Source organism: Pararhodobacter sp. (genome assembly GCF_036802785.1).
GTDB lineage: Bacteria > Pseudomonadota > Alphaproteobacteria > Rhodobacterales > Rhodobacteraceae > Pararhodobacter.
This window is the reverse complement of the sequence record NZ_DAIRVN010000046.1, coordinates 17,338-36,367: the sequence shown is the minus strand read 5'-3', so window position 1 is coordinate 36,367 and position 19,030 is coordinate 17,338. Positions and strand designations below refer to the sequence as shown.

Annotated in this window: 15 protein-coding genes; 10 read left to right on the top strand and 5 right to left on the bottom strand. The window is 66.0% G+C overall.

The window, feature by feature from the left end; translation table 11 throughout:
• Nucleotides 1-32 precede the first annotated feature (32 nt).
• On the top strand, nt 33-1,460 hold the full coding sequence (locus V7Q53_RS15185; RefSeq protein WP_333829480.1) for an amidase: 1,428 nt from the start codon (nt 33-35) through the stop codon (nt 1,458-1,460).
• A gap of 15 nt (nt 1,461-1,475) precedes the next feature.
• On the opposite strand, the gene V7Q53_RS15180 is transcribed toward V7Q53_RS15185, so the two are convergent.
• From V7Q53_RS15180 to V7Q53_RS15170, 3 genes are read right to left on the bottom strand one after another with little or no spacing between them, the layout of a single operon-like run.
• Nucleotides 1,476-1,946 (bottom strand): CinA family protein, encoded by a 471-nt coding sequence (locus V7Q53_RS15180; protein ID WP_333829479.1) that lies wholly within the window; start codon nt 1,944-1,946, stop codon nt 1,476-1,478.
• Nucleotides 1,943-2,437 carry a phosphatidylglycerophosphatase A family protein gene (locus tag V7Q53_RS15175; protein ID WP_333829478.1) on the bottom strand — a complete coding sequence of 165 codons (495 nt, stop codon included), beginning with the start codon at nt 2,435-2,437 and terminating at the stop codon, nt 1,943-1,945. Before V7Q53_RS15175 ends, V7Q53_RS15180 begins: the two co-directional genes overlap by 4 nt.
• A complete protein-coding gene (locus V7Q53_RS15170) occupies nt 2,434-3,624 on the bottom strand; it encodes a bifunctional 2-C-methyl-D-erythritol 4-phosphate cytidylyltransferase/2-C-methyl-D-erythritol 2,4-cyclodiphosphate synthase (RefSeq protein ID WP_333829477.1) in 1,191 nt (396 codons plus the stop codon). Before V7Q53_RS15170 ends, V7Q53_RS15175 begins: the two co-directional genes overlap by 4 nt.
• 221 nt (nt 3,625-3,845) lie before the next feature.
• On the opposite strand from V7Q53_RS15170, the gene dusB reads away from it, so the two are divergent.
• The 9 genes from dusB (at nt 3,846) to hflX (ending at nt 15,917) form a co-directional block, all read left to right on the top strand.
• The gene (gene dusB, locus V7Q53_RS15165; protein ID WP_333829476.1) at nt 3,846-4,865 is read left to right on the top strand and encodes a tRNA dihydrouridine synthase DusB; all 1,020 of its coding nucleotides are present in this window, start codon (nt 3,846-3,848) and stop codon (nt 4,863-4,865) included.
• The gene (locus V7Q53_RS15160) at nt 4,862-6,046 is read left to right on the top strand and encodes a two-component system sensor histidine kinase NtrB (protein ID WP_333829475.1); all 1,185 of its coding nucleotides are present in this window, start codon (nt 4,862-4,864) and stop codon (nt 6,044-6,046) included. The genes dusB and V7Q53_RS15160 overlap by 4 nt, the downstream gene beginning before the upstream one ends.
• The gene (locus V7Q53_RS15155) at nt 6,046-7,434 is read left to right on the top strand and encodes a response regulator (RefSeq protein ID WP_333829474.1); all 1,389 of its coding nucleotides are present in this window, start codon (nt 6,046-6,048) and stop codon (nt 7,432-7,434) included. Before V7Q53_RS15160 ends, V7Q53_RS15155 begins: the two co-directional genes overlap by 1 nt.
• 95 nt (nt 7,435-7,529) lie before the next feature.
• The gene (locus tag V7Q53_RS15150) at nt 7,530-9,830 is read left to right on the top strand and encodes a sensor histidine kinase NtrY-like (protein WP_333829473.1); all 2,301 of its coding nucleotides are present in this window, start codon (nt 7,530-7,532) and stop codon (nt 9,828-9,830) included.
• The gene (gene ntrX / locus V7Q53_RS15145; RefSeq protein ID WP_333829471.1) at nt 9,827-11,221 is read left to right on the top strand and encodes a nitrogen assimilation response regulator NtrX; all 1,395 of its coding nucleotides are present in this window, start codon (nt 9,827-9,829) and stop codon (nt 11,219-11,221) included. Before V7Q53_RS15150 ends, ntrX begins: the two co-directional genes overlap by 4 nt.
• 18 nt (nt 11,222-11,239) lie before the next feature.
• Nucleotides 11,240-12,616, top strand: coding sequence for a Trk system potassium transporter TrkA (gene trkA / locus V7Q53_RS15140; protein WP_333829470.1), 1,377 nt, complete (start codon nt 11,240-11,242; stop codon nt 12,614-12,616).
• Nucleotides 12,616-14,118, top strand: coding sequence for a potassium transporter TrkG (locus V7Q53_RS15135; protein WP_333829469.1), 1,503 nt, complete (start codon nt 12,616-12,618; stop codon nt 14,116-14,118). The genes trkA and V7Q53_RS15135 overlap by 1 nt, the downstream gene beginning before the upstream one ends.
• A gap of 158 nt (nt 14,119-14,276) precedes the next feature.
• Nucleotides 14,277-14,510, top strand: a complete 234-nt coding sequence (hfq, locus tag V7Q53_RS15130) for an RNA chaperone Hfq (RefSeq protein WP_333829484.1) — start codon at nt 14,277-14,279, stop codon at nt 14,508-14,510.
• A 21-nt stretch (nt 14,511-14,531) separates the two neighbouring features.
• Nucleotides 14,532-15,917 carry a GTPase HflX gene (hflX, locus tag V7Q53_RS15125; RefSeq protein WP_333829468.1) on the top strand — a complete coding sequence of 462 codons (1,386 nt, stop codon included), beginning with the start codon at nt 14,532-14,534 and terminating at the stop codon, nt 15,915-15,917.
• A 523-nt stretch (nt 15,918-16,440) separates the two neighbouring features.
• Here the strand turns inward: hflX and V7Q53_RS15120 are convergent.
• The gene (locus tag V7Q53_RS15120) at nt 16,441-17,583 is read right to left on the bottom strand and encodes a flagellar motor switch protein FliG (protein WP_333829466.1); all 1,143 of its coding nucleotides are present in this window, start codon (nt 17,581-17,583) and stop codon (nt 16,441-16,443) included.
• 267 nt (nt 17,584-17,850) lie between these two features.
• Complete coding sequence (gene ispG / locus V7Q53_RS15115) at nt 17,851-19,008, bottom strand: flavodoxin-dependent (E)-4-hydroxy-3-methylbut-2-enyl-diphosphate synthase (protein ID WP_333829465.1); 1,158 nt, start codon at nt 19,006-19,008, stop codon at nt 17,851-17,853.
• Between the last annotated feature and the right edge of the window lie 22 nt (nt 19,009-19,030).

Sequence of the window (19,030 nt, the reverse complement as noted above, 5' to 3'; positions counted from 1 at the left end):
AATTCACCCCCCAGGATATTTAGAGACAGAAAATGCACAGCAGCACGGACGATATCCTGGCACTGGATGCGCTTGAACAGGCGGCGCTGCTGGCCCGGCGTGAGGTCAGTTGCGCGGAGCTGATGGGCGCCACGCTGGAGCGGATCGCGCGGGTCAACGGGCGGGTCAACGCGATTGTCAGCCTGCGCGATGAGGCGGAACTGATGGATGAGGCCCGCGCCGCCGATGACACCCCCCGGCGCGGCTGGATGCATGGGCTGCCGGTCGCCGTCAAGGATCTGGCGAATGCGGCGGGATTGCCCACCTCGATGGGTTCGCCCTTGTTTGCCGGGCAGGTGGCGGCGACGGATGATCTGATGGTGGCGCGGATGCGCGCGGCGGGGGCGATTTTCATCGGCAAGACCAATACGCCGGAATTTGGCCTGGGCAGCCACACGTTCAACCCGGTTCATGGCGCAACCGGCAATGCCTATGACCCCACGCGCAGCGCCGGGGGCTCCTCCGGGGGGGCGGCGGTGGCTTTGGCCTGCGGGATGCTGGCGGTGGCGGATGGCTCGGACATGATGGGCAGTTTGCGCAACCCGGCGGGGTGGAACAATGTCTATGGGTTCCGGCCCAGCTGGGGCCGGGTACCGGAGGCCGCCGAGGGCGAGACATTCCTGCATTCCCTCTCCACCAGCGGGCCGATGGCGCGCGCGCCGCGCGATCTGGCCGCGCTTCTGAGCGTTCAGGCGGGCCCCGAACCGCGACGCCCTTTCGGGCTGCCGCGCGAGGCGTTTCTGGAGGGGCTTGGCGGCGATGTGTCCGGGCGGCGGATCGGCTGGCTGGGCGACTGGGGCGGGGCCTATGCGATGGAGCCGGGCATTCTGGCGCTGTGCGAGAGCGCGCTGGCGGAATTTGCCGCGCTGGGGGTTGCTGTCGAAAGCGTGCCACCGCCCTTTCCCGCCACCGATCTGTGGCGCGCCTGGCTGGACCTGCGCGCCTTCGCCAATGCCAACCGGCTGGCACCGCTCTATGATGACCCCGCCAAACGCGCCCGCCTCAAACCCGCCGCGATCTGGGAGATCGAGACCGGGCGGCAGTTGACCCTTGACGCGGTGCAGCAGGCCAGCCTGATCCGCTCACGCTGGTATGCGCGCGCGGCGGAGCTGTTCGAGCAATTCGATGCGCTGGTTTTGCCGACCGCGCAGGTCTGGCCCTTTGACATCGGGATCGTGCACCCCGAAGCGATCGGCGCGCAGACCATGGACACCTATCACCGCTGGATGGAGGTGGTTATTCCCGCCAGCCTGATCGGCCTTCCGGCGCTGGCGGTGCCCGCCGGTTTCGGGGCAGAGGGTTTGCCGATGGGGATGCAGCTGATCGGGCGGCATGGCGATGACAGGGGCCTGTTGCAGCTGGCCGATGCCTGGCACCGCGCCAGCAACTGGCCGGGCCGCCGCCCGCCGCCGATGCCGTAAGGGCTGAGGGCAGGTTCAGCCCAGGGCGTCAAGCAACAGCTGCAGCGCGTGATCGCGCGCGGCGCGGCGCACGCGGGCGCGGCCAAGGGCGCCGAATTCCACTGTCTCTGTGGTGCAGCCCGCCTGCGTGGCAAGGCCGAAACAGACCCGCCCCTCAGGCTTGAACTCTGACCCGCCGGGCCCGGCTATGCCGGTGATCGACACGGCGATCGTTGCCCCCGCGCGTTCCCGTGCCCCTTCGGCCATCGCCCGCGCCACGGGTTCCGATACCGCGCCATGCGCTGCAATCAGGTCAGCCGGTACCGCCAGCGCTTCGGTTTTCATGGCATTGGAATAGGTCACAAAGCCGCCCGCGAAAATCTCCGACGAGCCCGGCAGATCGGTCAGCGCCGCCGCCACCATCCCGCCGGTGCAGCTTTCGGCAACTGCCAGCATGGCCCCCGCCGCCCGGCCCCGTGTCAGAATCTGGCGGGCAAGGCGGCTCACATCAGCACCCCATGCGCGAAGGCCGCCGCTGCCACCACAACCACGGCGGCAAACACCCCGGCAAAGATGTCATCCAGCATCAGGCCCAGTGGCGTGTGCAGCCGGTCAGCCCAGCCAGCGGGGCCGGGCTTCCAGATGTCGAAAAGCCGGAAGGCCAGAAACGCCACCACCCAGCCCGGCCAGAGGCGCAGGATATCCGCTCCCATCATCTGCGCCCCGAACGAGACCGGCCAGAGCGCCAGCCACATGCCCGCCACCTCGTCGATGACAATCTCGGAAGGGTCAGGGTCGGCGCGGCCCCGGGTCTCCGCCGCCGAGACCCACCAGCCCAGCCCGAACACCGCAACGGTTGCCAGCGCCAGAGCCGCAAAGCCGCCCAGCTGGTGCAGGCCCCAGGCAAAGGGCAGGGCGGCCAGACTGCCCCAGGTACCGGGCGCGGGCCGGATCAGCCCGACACAGAACCATGTCGCAACGAAGCGCGAAGCCCTCATGCCTGCACCAGCGTGGCGGTGGCGATTGCCGCGATCCCTTCCTCGCGTCCGGTAAAGCCCAGCCGCTCGGATGTTGTCGCCTTGACCGAGACGCGCCCGGCCTCAACCCCCATGATTTCCGCCAGCGCCGCGCGCATCGCGATCGTATGCGGGCCGATCTTGGGGTATTCGCAGATCAGCGTCACATCGGCATGCGTCAGCCGGAAGCCGCGCGAGCGGGCCAGTTCCGCCGCATGGCGCAGGAAGATGGCGCTGTCGGCGCCCTTCCACTGCGGGTCAGACGGCGGGAAATGCTGGCCGATATCGCCCTCAGCCAGCGCGCCGTAAATCGCATCGGTCAGCGCATGCATGCCGACATCGGCATCGGAATGGCCCGCAAGCCCCCGCCCATGCGGCACCTTCACACCGCACAGAACGCAGTCGGTGCCGCCCGCCACTTCGGGGCCGAAGCGGTGCACGTCAAAGCCGTTTCCGGTGCGGATATCCATGGCACTCTCCTGTCTGTGCGCCGAAGTGCTGTGCGCCGCGGCTCTCTGCGCCAGAATTACCCCGGCGCGGGTGAAATCGGCGGGATAGGTAAGCTTCAGATTCTCCTCTTCGCCCTCGACGATAGCAACGTCAAGACCGGCCGCGCGCGCGATCTCGACATCATCGGCAGCTTCGGCGGGATGCTGGCGATGGGCGCTCAGGATGGCGTCAAAACGAAAGCCCTGCGGCGTCTGGGCGCGCCACAACCCGTCGCGCGGCTGGGTGCCGGTGACCTTGCCGCCCGCGCCGCGCCACAGCGCATCGGTCACCGCCAGCGCAGGCGCGGCGGCGGGCGTGGCCGAGAGCGCTGCCAGAACTCGCCGGATCAGCGCGACCGAGGCCAGCGGGCGCGCGCCGTCATGGATCAGCACGCGCTCGGGCGGGTCGGCGGCCAACGCCTCCAGCGCCGCCCGGACCGAGGCCGCGCGGCTGTCCCCGCCCGGCACGAAGGGCAGGCCAAGCGCGCGGGCGCGGGATTCGTCATCGGGATGGATCACCAGCAGGATCCGCCCCAGACCGGCGGCCTGAAACGCCGCAATGGTGTGGGCGAGAACCGGCTGACCCGCCAGATCCTGCCATTGTTTGGGCAATTCGCCGCCCATACGGGTGCCGCGCCCGGCGGCGACAAGGATGACAGCGGTTTGCGAAAGGATGCTCATACGCCAAGGCATTAGTGTGCAACGCAGGGCATGTGAAGCAATTTTGGCGTGTCGCCTTGGCGGTGCTGTTGGCTATACGCCTTATATTTGTGCATATCGCCTCATGAATAGGCCAAATGCTGGGCATGTGATGAAATTACGCGCAGCATCTGCCGCCATGCCCTTTGCCAAGCGGCCCGGCGCGCGCTACATGGGCCTCAACCGAACTGAAGAGACGGCCAATGAACACCCCCCGCTTTCCTGTTCCCCTTGCCCCTCCGGTGCTTCTGGCGCCGATGTCGGGAATCACCGATCTGCCGTTCCGGCAGATGGTGGCGGAGTTTGGTGCGGGGCTGCTGGTGTCCGAGATGATCGCCTCGGGCGAGATGGTGACGCGGCAGCGCTCGGTTCGGGCCGGGACGAGGGCTGCGGGCACACGGGCTGAGGCGACACGAGCGCGCGCAAAGGTCGGCGCGGGTGTGGTGACGGCCGTGCAGCTGGCCGGGCGCGATGCCGGCGCCATGGCCGAAGCCGCGCGCATCGCCGAGGCCGAGGGCGCGCCGATGATCGACATCAACATGGGCTGCCCGGCCAAGAAGGTGGTGGGCGGCCTTTCCGGTTCGGCCCTGATGCGCGACCTTGATCTGGCCTTGCGGCTGATTGATGCGGTGGTGGCTGCGGTCAGGGTGCCGGTCACGCTGAAAACCCGGCTGGGCTGGGACGATGACTGCCTGAACGCGCCTGAGCTGGCCGCAAGGGCCGAGGCGGCGGGCGTGACGATGATCACCATTCACGGGCGCACCCGCGCGCAGTTTTATACCGGGCGCGCTGACTGGCCGGCGGTCCGCGCGGTGCGGGAGGCGGTTACCATCCCCTTGATCGTCAATGGCGATATTGTGGATGCGGCGACTGCACGGCGCGCGCTCATGGCTTCGGGCGCCGATGGCGTGATGGTGGGGCGGGCGGCGCAGGGGCGGCCCTGGCTGCTGGCCCAGATCGGCGCGGCGCTCTATGGCACCCCGGCGCCGGTGGTGCCGACGGGGGCCGCGCTGGCCGATCTGGTCGCGCGCCATTACGAGGCGATCCTTGGCTTTTATGGCCGCGATCTGGGCCTGCGCATCGCGCGCAAGCATCTGGGCTGGTATGTCGACGCAGCCGGTGGCCCCGCTGAGCTGCGCGCCCGGCTGATGCGCGAAAGTGATCCGGCGCAGGTGCTGGCCCTTCTGCCAGACGCCCTTGCCCCGCGCGAGGCTGCCGCATGAGCGACACGCCCGTCACCGGCGCGATCTGGGCGGCACTGCCGGTGCCCGCGTTCCTGATCGTGCAGCGCAACGGGCAGGAAACGATCCTTGAATGCAACCCGGCGGCAGAGCTGTTCATGGCCGCCTCCTCGGCGCAACTGGCGGGTGAGCCCGCCTATGACCGCCTGTCGATCGACGCCCCCATCGAGGAGGCCGCGTCCCGCGCCCGCATCAACCGCGCGCCGATCTTCATCAACGATGCCGATGTCTGCACCGGCGAGCGCCCGCCGGTTCTGTGCAACCTTCAGCTTGCGCCGATGAATGATGACGCGCAGACCCTGCTTCTGCTCATCGCCCCGCGCGACATTGCCGGGCGGCTGGGCCGCACGCAGGCGGTCAAGGCGGCGGCGAAATCGGCCATCGGCATGTCGGCGATGCTGGCGCATGAAATCAAGAACCCGCTGGCCGGGATCACCGGCGCCGCGCAGCTTCTGTCGATGAACCTGCCACCGCAGGACCGGGAGATGACCAACCTGATTGTGGAAGAATCCCGCCGCATTGTGAAGCTGCTGGAACAGGTTGAACAGTTCGGCGACCAGCGCCCGCCCGATTGCACCGAGGTCAATATCCATGATGTGCTTGAGCGCGCGCGCCGCTCCGCGATGGTCGGTTTCGGGGCGCATATGCGCATCAACGACAATTACGACCCCTCGCTGCCCGGCACATGGGCTGATGCCGACCAGCTTTTGCAGGTGTTTCTGAATCTGCTCAAGAACGCAGCCGAGGCCCAGCCTAACGGCGGCACGATTCGCATCCGCACCTATTTTGAGCGCGGCCTGCAGTTGCGCGGGCGTGAAGGGCAGCGCCTGTCGCTGCCGCTGCATGTCGAAATCATCGACGACGGCCCCGGCCTGCCGCCCGAGATTGCCGAGAATATCTTTGAGCCCTTTGTTTCCGGCCGCGAGAACGGCACCGGGCTGGGGCTGGCGCTGGTCTCAAAGATCATCGCGGCGCATGATGGCTGGATCGAGGTGGATCAACGGCCGGACCAGACAATCTTCCGCGTCTCGCTGCCGATGGCGCCCCGGCCCCCCGGAAAGCCGCCTGTCGCCAAAGCGCCGACAACCAAAGTGCCGACCGCCGGAACATCGGGCGCCACCACTTCAATACCCACGACTGCAAGACCCAGGGAGACCCGCTGATGGATGGCACAGTCCTTGTTGCCGACGACGACCGCACGATACGGACGGTCCTGACACAGGCGCTCACCCGCGCAGGCTGCCGGGTACATGCCACCTCCAGCCTCACCACGCTGCTGCGCTGGGTCGAGGAAGGGAAGGGCGATCTGGTCATCTCGGACGTGATCATGCCTGACGGGAACGGCATCGAGATGCTGCCGCGTATTTCGGCGCTGCGGCCCGGGCTGCCGGTGATCATCATCTCGGCCCAGAATACGATCATGACCGCCATTCAGGCCACCGAGGCTGACGCCTGGGATTATCTGCCCAAACCCTTCGACCTGCCGGACCTGCTGCAACGCTCATCGCGCGCGCTGGAAAGCGGGCGGCGGGCGGTGCGCGGCAGCACGGTGGTCAAGGCCCCGGTGCGCGAGGTGGTCGAGGTGGCGGGCGACGGCGATCTGCCGCTGGTGGGCCGCACGCCCACCATGCAGGCGCTTTACCGGCTGGTGGCGCGGGTGATGAACGCCGAGCTTCCGGCACTGATCACGGGTGAATCGGGCACCGGCAAGTCGCTGATCGCCCGCGCGCTGCATGACTTTTCCGACCGTCGCAACCAGCCCTTCGTGCTGGCCTCGGCGCAGGATCTGGATCTGGGTGACCCGGCGGCACTGGTGGCGCGCGCGCGCTCGGGCTCGTTGGTGATTGACGGGCTGGCCGATCTGGGCGCGCAGGCGCAGGCCCGGCTGGTGCGCATGCTGGATTCCCTGCCCGAAGACGGGCCGCGCGTGATCGCCATTGCCGATGGCGGGCTGACCCGCGCATTGGAGGCCGGGGCCTTCCGGCAGGATCTGTATTACCGGCTGGGTGGTGTCACACTGCATGTGCCGCCGCTGCGCGAACGCATCGAGGATATCCCGCTGTTGGCCGAGCATTTTCTGGCCCGCGCCGCGCGTGAAACCGGCACCAGCCGCCGTCTGTCAGCCCAGGCGCTGGAGGTGGTGCGCCAGTACAGCTGGCCGGGGAATGTGCGCCAGCTTGAAAACACCATCCGGCGGCTGGTCATCACCGGGCAGGAGGCCGAGATCGGCCGCGCCGAGATCGAATCGGCGCTCAACAATCATCCGGCGGTCAGCGCGCAGGGCGAGGGACGCCACGGCGAAACGCTGGGCGAGGCCGTGGGCCGCCATGTGCGCCGCTACTTTGAGCTGCATGGCGACGAGCTGCCGCCACCCGGCGTCTATGGCCGCATCCTGCATGAGATGGAGGCACCCCTGATCGAGATTTCGCTGGAATATACCGGCGGTAATCAGGCCCGCTGTGCCGACCTGCTGGGGATCAACCGCAATACCCTGCGCAAGAAGATCAACGAACTTGATATTCGCGTGACACGGCGCCGCAAGTTGATGTAAACAGGCCACAGAGGCGTGGCGCATTTGCCGCATGTCCGCGGCGCGCCGAGGCGTCAGGGGGTCTGTTTTATCGTGTCTTTTCAACTGGCGAACCCATGATTTCCGGTTCGGGGGCGGCGCGGCCGGGCGATGTCCGGCCGGATGACGGTTTTCTGACACGGCGCAGCCCGTTGCGGCGCAGGCTTCAGGCCCTTGGCACGCTGATTCTGGTCGCGATGGCGCCGCTGCTGGTGCTGGCCTCGGTGCTGGTGCTGGGGCCGTTCACGGTATCGCCGAATCTTCCCTCGCTCCGCCTCGTTCTGCTCGCCGATCTGATCTATATTCTGGTCGTAGCGGCGCTTGTCATGGCGCGGATCGCGCGGATGATCGCGGCGCGGCGCTCACGTTCTGCCGGGTCGCAGCTTCACCTGCGCCTGTCCGCGCTTTTCGCCATCATCGCGCTGGTTCCGGCAATCTCGGTCGCGGTGTTCTCGGTGATCACCATCAATATCGGGCTTGAGGGCTGGTTCTCGGACCGGGTGCGCAATGTGGTCGGCAATTCGCTGGCCGCCGCCGAGGCCTATCAGAGCGAGCAGGAACGCAACCTGATCGAAGACGGGCAGGCGGTAGGCCGGTTTCTTGACCTCTGGGCGCAGACCAACCCCTTCCTGTCCGACGGTGAGCTGCGCCAGATCCTGACGCAGGGGCAGGCCGCCATCCAGCGCGGGCTGCGTGTGGCCTTCATCATCGATTCCGACGGCACGCTTCAGCTGCGCGGCGAGCGCTCTTATCTCTTTGATTTCATTCGCCCTGCGCCGGATGATCTGGCGCGCGCCGCCGCCGGGGAGCTGGTGCTGATCCGCGACTGGCCCAATTCCGAATTCCGCGCGCTGGTCCCGCTGGAGGGGCAGTTTGACCGGCTGCTCTATATCGCCCGCGCGGTTGACGGCGAAATCCTGTCGCTGCTGGATGAGACGCAGGCGACGATCCAGCTGTACAACCAGCTTGAGCGTGAGCGAGGGCGCGTGCTGTTCAATTTCGCGCTGCTGTATCTGGCCTTTGCCATCATTCTGATTCTGGCCGCGATCTGGCTGGGCATGTGGTTTGCCGAGCGGCTTTCGCGGCCCATCGGGCGGCTTGCGGCGGCGGCTGGGGCAGTCGGTGAGGGTGATCTGGATGTGCAGGTGCCTGAGGAAAAGGGCGACGACGAGATTGCCACCATGGGCCGGGTGTTCAACCAGATGACCCGCCAGCTCAAGATCCAGCGCGAAACGCTGCTGGCCAATACCGGCCAGATTGAAGAGCGCCGCCGCCTGTTCGATTCGGTTCTCTCATCGGTCACCGCCGGTGTGATCGGACTGGATGCGGGAGGCAATGTCGAATTCGTCAACCGCGCGGCCGAGGCGCTGACCGGCATCGACGGCGCCCGAAGCCACCGCCGCCCGCTGACCGATGCGGTGCCCGAATTCGGCCCGCTGCTGGCGCGACTGACCGATGGCGACACGCGCTTTGCCGGGCGGGTGCAGGATGAGGTGCGCCTCAGCCGGGCCGGGCGGCTGGAAAGCCTGCTGGTGCGGCTGGCAGAGCGGCGCAATGCCGATGGCGCGCTTGAGGGTTATGTGGTGGCCTTTGATGACGTGACCGAGCTGGTCTCGGCGCAGCGCATGGCCGCGTGGGGTGATGTGGCGCGGCGCATCGCCCATGAGATCAAGAACCCGCTGACCCCGATCCAGCTTTCCGCCGACCGCATCAAACGCAAGTTCCGTCGCCATCTGGCCGAGGAAGAGGCAGCTTCTCTGGAACAGCTCACCGATGTTATTGTAAGGCAGACCAATGACTTGCGGCGCATTGTTGATGAGTTTTCACGCTTCGCCCGGATGCCCGAACCAGACCGGCGCCCGCATGATCTGGTGCAGCTTGTGCGCGATGCCGTGACCTTGCAGGAGGCCGGGATGGACCATATCCAGCTGGTCGCCACCCTGCCTGACACGCCGCTGGAACTGGAAATTGACTCAACCATGATCACCCAAGCTTTGACGAACCTGATAAAGAACGCCGGTGAAGCCATTGAAACACTGGAAGAAAGTGGCAACGCCCCTGTGGGCTTCATCCCCCGTATTGACGTAACGATGGCGCGGGGCGATCAGGCGGTGGTGATTACGATTGCCGACAACGGCATCGGCCTGCCGGAAGACCGCGCGCGCCTGTTTGAACCCTATGTGACGACGCGCGAAAAGGGCACCGGGCTGGGCTTGCCAATTGTCAAGAAAATCATCGAGGAACATGGCGGAACGCTTACGCTGCGCGACGCACCTTGCTTTGAAGGGGCCAGCCATACCGGCGCCCTGGCCGAAATCCGGCTGCCCCTTCTGGTCAATGGTCGTGCGGGGCGGGCAGAGCAGGAGACAGGGAAATGAGTGATATCCTGATCGTGGACGACGAACGCGACATCCGGGAACTGGTGTCGGAAATCCTGCGCGACGAGGGCTATGAAACCCGCCTTGCCGCCAATTCGGATGATGCGATGGCGGCGGTCAGCGCCAACCCGCCCGCGCTGATGATTCTGGACCTGTGGCTCAAGGACAGCCAGATGGACGGCATCGGCATTCTGATGGCCGTCAAGCGCGAGCATCCTGAAATTCCGGTGGTGATCATCTCCGGGCACGGCAATATCGAGATCGCGGTGGCGGCGATCAAGAAGGGCGCGTACGACTTCATCGAAAAGCCCTTCAACATCGACCAGCTTCTGGTGGTGATCGGCCGCGCGATGGAAGCGGCGCGGCTGCGGCGCGAAAACGTCAAACTGCGCAAGCGCGACGGTGGCCAGACCGAGATGATCGGCGCCAGTCAGGCCATGAAGGTGTTGAAATCGCAGCTTGGCAAGGTCACGCGCTCGAACGGGCGGGTGATGCTGACCGGCCCCTCGGGCAGCGGCAAGGAGGTTGCGGCGCGCTTCATCCACCTCAATTCCAACCGCGCCAGCGCGCCTTTCGTCACCGTCTCCTGCGCCGCGATCGAGCCGGACAAGATGGAAGCGGTGCTGTTCGGGCAGGAAAGCGCGGCGCATGGCATTATTCCGGGCCTGCTGGAACAGGCGCATGGTGGCATTCTCTATCTGGATGAGGTTGCCGACATGCCGCCCGGCACGCAGTCCAAGATCCTGCGGGTGCTGGTCGATCAGACATTCAGCCGCGTCGGCGGCGCCGAAAAGGTGCGGGTTGATCTGCGGGTGATCTCATCGACCACGCGCGACCTGCGCGCCGAGATCACGGCGGGCCAGTTCCGGCAGGAGCTGTATGACCGCCTCAATGTGGTTCCCATCCAGGTCCCCTCGCTGGAGGAGCGGCGCGAGGATATCCCTTCGCTTGCGGTGCATTTCATCGACATGTTCCACCAGTCGCAGGGCCTGCCGAAGCGCGATCTGTCGGATGAGGCCGAGGCGCAGCTTCAGGCGATGGGCTGGCCCGGCAACATCCGCCAGTTGCGCAATGTCATTGAGCGCGCGCTGATCCTTGGCGAGACCGCCGGCGCCATCGAGGCGCGCGAGTTGCAGGGCGACAGCAATGGCGGCGAGGGCGAGGGGCGGGTGGTGCTGTCCGGCGGGCTGGCCACGCTGCCCCTGCGCGAGGCGCGCGAGCTGTTCGAGCGCGAGTATCTGCTGACCCAGATCAACCGCTTCGGCGGGAACATTTCGCGCACGGCAACCTTTGTCGGCATGGAGCGCTCGGCGCTGCATCGCAAGCTAAAGTCGCTGGGCGTAAACACGGCCTCGCTGTCGCAATCGCGCGGCGGGCGCGACGACGACTGACCGGAAAGGGACAGGGCGATGAAAATCATCATCTGCGGCGCGGGGCAGGTGGGCTGGCAGATTGCCCGCCAGCTTGCAGGCGAAGCCAACGATGTCTCGGTGGTGGACAACAACCCCGTGCTGGTGCGCCGCGCCACCGACACGCTGGAGGTGCAGGGCGTCATCGGCTTTGCCTCGCACCCCGATGTGCTGGAGGCGGCAGGCGCCAAGGATGCCGACATGATCATCGCCGCCACCCATTCGGACGAGGTGAACATGGTCACCTGTCAGGTGGCGCATTCGGTGTTCAACGTCACCCGCAAGATCGCCCGGCTGCGCGCCCAGACCTATCTTGAGGCGCAGTATTCCAACATCTTCCAGCGTGATCACATGCCCATCGACGTGGTCATCAACCCTGAGCATGAGGTCAGCCAGGCCGCCCTGCGCCGGATCGCGGCACCCACCACCTTTGATGTGCAGGATTTTCTCGATGGCCGTGTGCGTCTGGCCGGGATCTCGCTGGATGAGGACTGCCCGGTTCTCAACACCGCCTTGCGCCAGTTGACCGAGCTGTTTTCAACCCTGCGCGCGATTGTCGTGGGTGTGCGACGCGGCGCGCGGCTGTTCGCGCCCGAACCCGAAGACCAGCTTTTCGCGGGCGATCAGATTTATGTGGTCTCTGAGAGCAGCGATCTGCCGCGCACGCTGGAGATTTTTGGCAAACCGCTCGCCCGGCAGGAACGGGTGGTGGTGATCGGCGCGGGCAATGTTGGGCTGACGGTGGCGAAGGCGCTGGAAAGCCAGCGCGAACGGGTGCGCGTCAAGGTGATCGAGCGTGACCGCGCCCGCGCCGAAATCGCCGCCGACGCGCTGGAACGCACCATCGTGCTGCATGGCGACGGGATGGACAGCGAAATTCTGGCCGAGGCCGGGATCGACAAGGCCGATGCCGTGCTGGCCGTGACCGATGACGACAAGGTCAATCTGCTGGTCTCGGTCCGGGCCAAGGCGATGGGCTGCAAGATCGCCATCGCGCTGATCAACGACCCCAGCCTTGCGCCGCTGATGGACCATCTGGGCATCGACGCCCATATCAACCCGCGCGCCACGACCGTGTCGTCAATCCTGCGCCATGTCCGCCACGGGCGCGTGCGCTCGATCTATACGATCGGCGATGGCGAGGCCGAGGTGATCGAGGCGCAGGTGCTGTCCACCTCACCCATGGCCGGCAAGACGATCGGCAATGTCGATTTTCCCGAGGGTGCGCTGGTCGGCGCGGTGCTCAAGGGCGGCAAGCTGGTCAAGCCGGTCAGCACGACACTGCTGGAAACCGGCGATCTGCTGGTGATCTTCGCGCTGAAAAAGGATGTGCCCGAGGTGGAGCGCCTGCTGCAGGTGGCGGTGGAGTATTTCTGATGGCCACCCGGCGAGCGCAGGTTCCGGTGCTGGTGGTCATGGTCGCGGCCACAGCGCTGCTGATGCTGGTGCCCTCGGTTCAGGCTTTCGCGCAGCGTGACGCGCCGGTGGGCCGCGCGTTCCTGTATTCCGCGCTGGTGTTCATCCTGCTGTCGGGGCTTCTGGCCATCGCCACCAGCCGCCCGTTGCGCGCCAACCCCATGCGCGGCCTGTTTCCGATGCTGGCGGCGATCTATCTGGTGCTGCCCGCCATCATGGCCGTACCGTTGGTAGAGGTGCTGGGTATCCGCTTCACGGATGCCTGGTTCGAGATGATTTCGAGCTTCACCACCACTGGCGCCACGCTGATCGACACACCGCGCCGGGTGCCAGAGGCGGTGCATCTGTGGCGGGCAATGGCGGGCTGGTTCGGCGGGCTTTTCGTGCTGGTCTCGGCTACCGCGCTGCTGGCGCCGCTGGGGCTGGGCGGGTTTGAGCTGATCCGCCCGCGCGCCGAAGTCGGGCTGGTGCATGCCGATCCCGCGCAGGGCCACGGCCCGCGGCTGATCGCGCATGGCAGGGTCATTCTGCCGTGGTATGCGGGGCTGACACTGGCGCTGTGGTTGCTGCAGGTGCTGCTGGGCGTGCCGGGTTACCGCGCGCTGATCCATGCGATGTCCACGCTCTCGACCTCGGGCATCCTGCCGCGCGAGACGCTGGGCGGGGTGGGTTTTCTGGCCGAGCTTTCAATCTTTCTGTTCCTCATTCTTGGTCTCAGTCGGGGCCTGCTGCCCAATCCGGCCAGCCGTTCCCACATGCTCCGCCGCCCCACGATAGGGCCTGAAATGATGGTCGGCGCGATCATCGTGGGCGTTGTGACCGCCATTGTCGCGTCACGGCACTGGATGGGCGCGTTCGAGGTGGCCGAGGGTGAGAACCTGCCCGCCCTTGGCCGGGCGGCCTGGGGCGCGGCCTTCACCGGGCTGTCGTTTCTGACCACCACGGGCTTTGTCAGTCAGGACTGGATTGCGATGCGCCTGTGGTCCGGGCTGGCGCCGCCGGGCCTTGTGCTGATGGGGCTGGCAATTGTCGGCGGCGGAATTGCGACGACGGCGGGCGGGGTGAAGCTTTTGCGCGTCTATGCACTGGCGCGGATGGGCCGGCTGGAGATGGAGCATATGATCTATCCGTCGATGATTGACGGTGGCGGCGAGCGTGAGCGCTTTCTGGTCACCGACGGCGCCCGCGCCGCCTGGCTGTTCGCCATGGTCTTTGCGCTGTCCGTGGCGGTGCTGGTGGCGGTGCTGATGCTGCTGGGCATGGGCTTTGAAACCGGCCTCATCTTCACCTTCGCGGCCATCACCACCACAGGCCCGCTGGTGCAGGTGGCAGGTGATCTGCCGCTGCACTGGTCCCTGCTGAGCGACCCGGCCAAGGGGGTGCTGGCGGTGGGGATGATTCTGGGGCGGCTGGAAATTCTGGCGCTTCTGGCCCTGCTCATGGCCCAGTTCGCCCGCGATTGACCCCGCCGCACCCGCATTCCGGCCTTGCCGAGCGTCGAAATCCAGTCTAAAGCGCTGAATTAGACTGGAAATTGGCATGGTCGCGCTTCATACTGCTTCCGCAGGGAGGGGCTGTGCCACGGGATTTCGGCGCAGGCCGCAATAAAGGTAAAAATAACATGGCCGTAGAAAAGCAAAACTTGCAGGATGCCTTTCTTAATCACGTCCGCAAGAACAAGGTTCCCGTTACGATATTTCTGATCAATGGGGTCAAGCTGCTGGGCGTGATCACATGGTTTGACAATTTCTGCGTTCTGCTGCGCCGGGAGGGGCAGAGCCAGCTGGTTTACAAGCATGCGATTTCCACGATCATGCCGGGCCAGCCGATCAATCTGTATAATGGCGAAGACTGATCTTCGCCCGGGCGAGGTGATGTGACCATCAGAATTGACGAACTGAGCGGTGCGGGCGGAAAACGGCCCACCCGGGCGCTTGTGCTGCATCCGGATATCCGCGGGGCTGATAACGCACGCGCACCCGAAGGGGCGCTGGCCGAGGGCATGGCACTGGCGCGCGCCCTGCCAGGGATCGAGGTGATCGACGGGCTGGTGGTGCGGCTGCCGCGCGCGCATCCTGGCCATCTGTTCGGCTCCGGCAAGGTTGAGGAACTCAAGGCCCGGATCGAGGCCGAGGAGATCGAACTGGTGCTGGTCGATGGGCCGGTGACGCCGGTTCAGCAGCGCAACCTGGAACGCGAATGGTCGGTCAAGCTGCTGGACCGTACCGGGCTGATCCTTGAAATCTTTGCCGACCGCGCCCGCACCCGCGAGGGCGTGTTGCAGGTGGAACTGGCCGCGCTCAGCTATCAGCGCACCCGGCTGGTGCGCGCCTGGACCCACCTTGAGCGCCAGCGCGGCGGGTTGGGCTTTGTCGGTGGCCCCGGCGAGACGCAGATCGAGGCCGATCGCCGGGCGATTGACACGCAGATGGTCCGCCTGAAACGGCAGTTGGAGAAGGTGGCGCGCACCCGCGAACTGCACCGCGCGGCGCGACGCAAGGTTCCCTTTCCGGTGGTTGCGCTGGTGGGTTACACTAACGCAGGAAAATCCACGCTTTTCAACAGGATGACCGGGGCCACGGTGTTGGCCAAGGACATGCTTTTCGCCACGCTTGACCCGACGATGCGCGCCGTGGAACTTCCAGGCGGGCTGGAGGTGATCCTGTCCGACACGGTGGGCTTCATCTCGGACCTGCCGACGCAGCTTGTCGCCGCTTTCCGGGCGACGCTGGAAGAGGTGCTTGAGGCGGATCTGATCGTCCATGTCCGCGATATCGCCCATCCGGAAACCGAGGCGCAGGCACAGGATGTAGAAACCATTCTCACCGAACTTGGCGTGGCCGAGACGGTGCCGAAGATCGAGGTCTGGAACAAGGCCGATCTGCTGACGCCCGATGACGCGCTGATGACGGTTGCCGCACGCCGCGACGGGGTTTTTGCGGCTTCGGCGCTGACCGGGGCGGGGCTGGAAGCGGTTTTTTCGGCCATCACCACCGCGCTGGACGATGAGCGGCAGGGCGCGGTGCTGGAGCTGGCCTATGATCAGGGCCGCGCGCGCGCCTGGCTTTTTGCCGAGGGGCTGGTGCAGTCCGAGGACCCGGGCGAGGCCGGATCGGAACTGACCGTCCACTGGACCGCCCGACAACGCCGCCGCTTTGAGGCGCTTCTCGGCGATGGGGCTGAGGGGAGCGATGCGGCCGGAGACGGGGAGGCCGATGATGATTCTGGCGCGGATCCGGCCGGGGATGATCATCCGGCCTGAAGGCTGAGCGGGCGGCGAAGGGGGGCGTTGCCCCCCCTCTTGGCCTTTGGCCAATTCACCCCCCAGCGTATTTCCGGCAAGATGAAGCGGCACGCGGCGCGCCTGAGATCGTGCGGCAGGTTTCTTTTCCGGAGTTTTGGCGTGGCGGTTTTTCACGACGCCGGAAGAGGCTGCGCCGGGTGGTGATCTGCAGTGAGCCAGAGCGGCGTTCTTTCTGCGCCCTCCGACGCCTTTTCCCGAAGTCCCCTGATCACGGGGGCTGTGGGATTTTCTTCGACCGCTGAAGGCACTGTCGCAGGGAGATAAAGGGTGGCGGCCGCGCGAAAACGGTTGTTGCTGAGACGGTGATTGGCCAGTTGGTTGTCGCTCAGACGGTGATCGGTCAGACAGCGGTTGTTCAGTTGCGCTTCGGTTGCCCCGCGCAGGCGTGAGGCAGGGGCGGGCTCGGGTGTTGCGACGGTGCCGGAGAGGGTTGGACAGGGCCGCGCGGAGGTGCAGCGCGCGCGCCGCCGGACCGACCGCCCTATTCCTCCTCATCGCTGCGCAGTTCGATTTCCCCCAGGTCGATCAGATTGCGGATGCTGGCCACCACGGTGCTCATCGCTGCCTCGCCGTCCTTGGCGCGCACCTTGCCGCGGATCTCGACCTCATCGCGCAGGGTGCCGGCCATGCGCTGCGACATGTTCGCCAGCAGGAACTCGACCGCTTTCGCCTCGTCGCTGCCCGGTTGCAGGGCGGCATAGGCGAAGGCGGTGATCAGATCAGCCTGCGCGACATCGCGCAGCACCTTGCCGATATCGCGCGGGTTCAGCCGTTGGTGAATATTGGCGAAGGTAAAGATGGCTTTGCGCACCCCTTCGGCGAAGCCCGCATCCTCCTGATCCAGCCCCGAAAGCAGGTCTTCGCGGACCCGGGTGGGTGTGTTGGTCAGGATGGCGCCGACGCGTTTGGCGGGCGGCGCTTCAAACGCGGCGGGCGGGCGGTCATCGAGCTGGGTGGCCAGCGCATTGCCGATCCGCGCCACCAGCCGCGGCGTGATCCCTTCGGTCTGCGACACCGCATAGGCCACGCGGCGCGCGCGCTCACCCGGCATTTTACCCAGCAGTTCAGCGGCCTGCTTGACCGAGAGCTTGGAAAGCACCACCGCCGCCACCTCAGGGCTTTCAGGCTCCAGCAGACCGACAAGCGTGTCGCTGTCGGCGCTTGTGATACGTTCCCAAGGGTCGGCGACGCCGCGGGCGCGGGCCATCTGGCGCAGGCGGGTGGCGGCGGCGGGGCTGAGCTTGCCGTCAAGCGCCTTGAGCGCGCCGCCCACGCCGCCCGAAAAGCTGAGCCCCACCTGTTCCAGCGTTTCCACAAATTCGCTGACCACCGCGAAAAGCGTGTCACGGTCGACCAGCCGCATGGTGCACATTTCTTCGCTGAGCGCGTTCTGCATCGATTCCGGCAGTTTGGCGAGTTTCAGGTCGTTGCCTTCGGAGAGCAGCAACTGCACCAGAATCGTCGCCTTCTGGCGACCGTTCAAATGCCGGATGGCGCGGCCATTGGGGCTGGTGGCATGGCCTGCGGGCGCATCAAGCCCGAACCCGCCCGGCAGCAGGCCGCCGCCTGTGGGCAGCGAGGGGGCAGGGGCGGTGTAAAGCTCACCCAGCTGGAGGGCTGGCATCAACTGGTCTTGTGGCATGGATGGTCCCGTCCGATTCTGGGGCCATCTTCGCCTGCAAGCGTTAAGGGGCGGATAACAGGGGAAGGACGATGATGCAGCTTTGATCCAAATCAAGGCGGGGCGCGGCGGTTGCGGGTGATATGGCTCATGAAGGCCAAGGTTGATCCGTTCGCCTTATCTTCATCTCCCGTTTCCGGGTGCTTCTTCCGGCGCCCGGTTGCCTCTGCGCCGCGAGAGCGTTCTCTCGCGGCGGTTTTTTTTGTCCGTTCAGCCCCGCGCAACTGCCGGAGCAGCACCCGGAGCCACAGCCTCTGACGCCTGTTCGGCCTCGATCACGGCGACGCGCTTTTCCACCAGTTCCACGATATGGTCGATCATCGCCGCATTCGACAGTTTGTGGCTTTGCTTGCCCGCCATATAGACCATGCCTGAACCCGCACCGCCGCCGGTGAAGCCGATATCGGTCATCAGCGCCTCGCCGGGGCCGTTGACCACGCAGCCGATGATCGACAGGCTCATGGGTGTCTTGATGTGCTCAAGGCGCTGTTCCAGTGCTTCGACCGTCTTGATCACATCAAAGCCCTGCCGGGCACAACTGGGGCAGGAGATGATCTGAACGCCGCGCGTGCGCAGGCCCAGCGATTTCAGGATCTCAAAGCCGATCTTGACCTCCTGCACCGGATCGGCGGAGAGCGATACGCGGATCGTATCGCCGATGCCCATCCACAAAAGGTTGCCCAGCCCGACGGCCGATTTCACGGTGCCGGACATCAGCCCCCCGGCCTCGGTGATGCCCAGATGGATGGGGGCATCGGTGGCCTCGGCCAGCATCTGATAGGCGGTGGCGGCAAGGAACACGTCGGAGGCCTTGCAGCTGATCTTGAACTCGTGAAAGTCATTATCCTGCAAGAGCTTGATATGGTCCATGCCGCTTTCGACCATGGCATCGGGGCAGGGCTCGCCGTACTTTTCCAACAGGTGGCGCTCCAGCGAGCCGGCGTTGACGCCGATGCGGATGGAGCAGCCGTGGTCCTTGGCCGCCTTGATGACCTCGCGCACCCGGTCAGCCGAGCCGATATTGCCCGGATTGATGCGCAGGCAGGCCGCGCCCGCCTCGGCAGCCTCGATGGCGCGTTTGTAGTGGAAATGGATATCCGCCACGATCGGCACCGGGCTTTCGCGGACGATCTCGCGCAGGGCGCGGGTTGAGCTTTCGTCCGGGGTGGAGATGCGTACGATATCGGCGCCGGCATCGGCAGCGGCCTGCACCTGTTTGAGCGTCGCGCGCACATCCGAGCTGTCGGTGTTGGTCATGGTCTGCACAGTGATCGGTGCATCCCCCCCGACCGGCACCGAACCAACCATGATCTGGCGCGATTTGCGCCGTTCGATGTTGCGCCAGGGGCGGATCGGATTATGCGACATGGGCTGTCCCGTACTGTTTGGC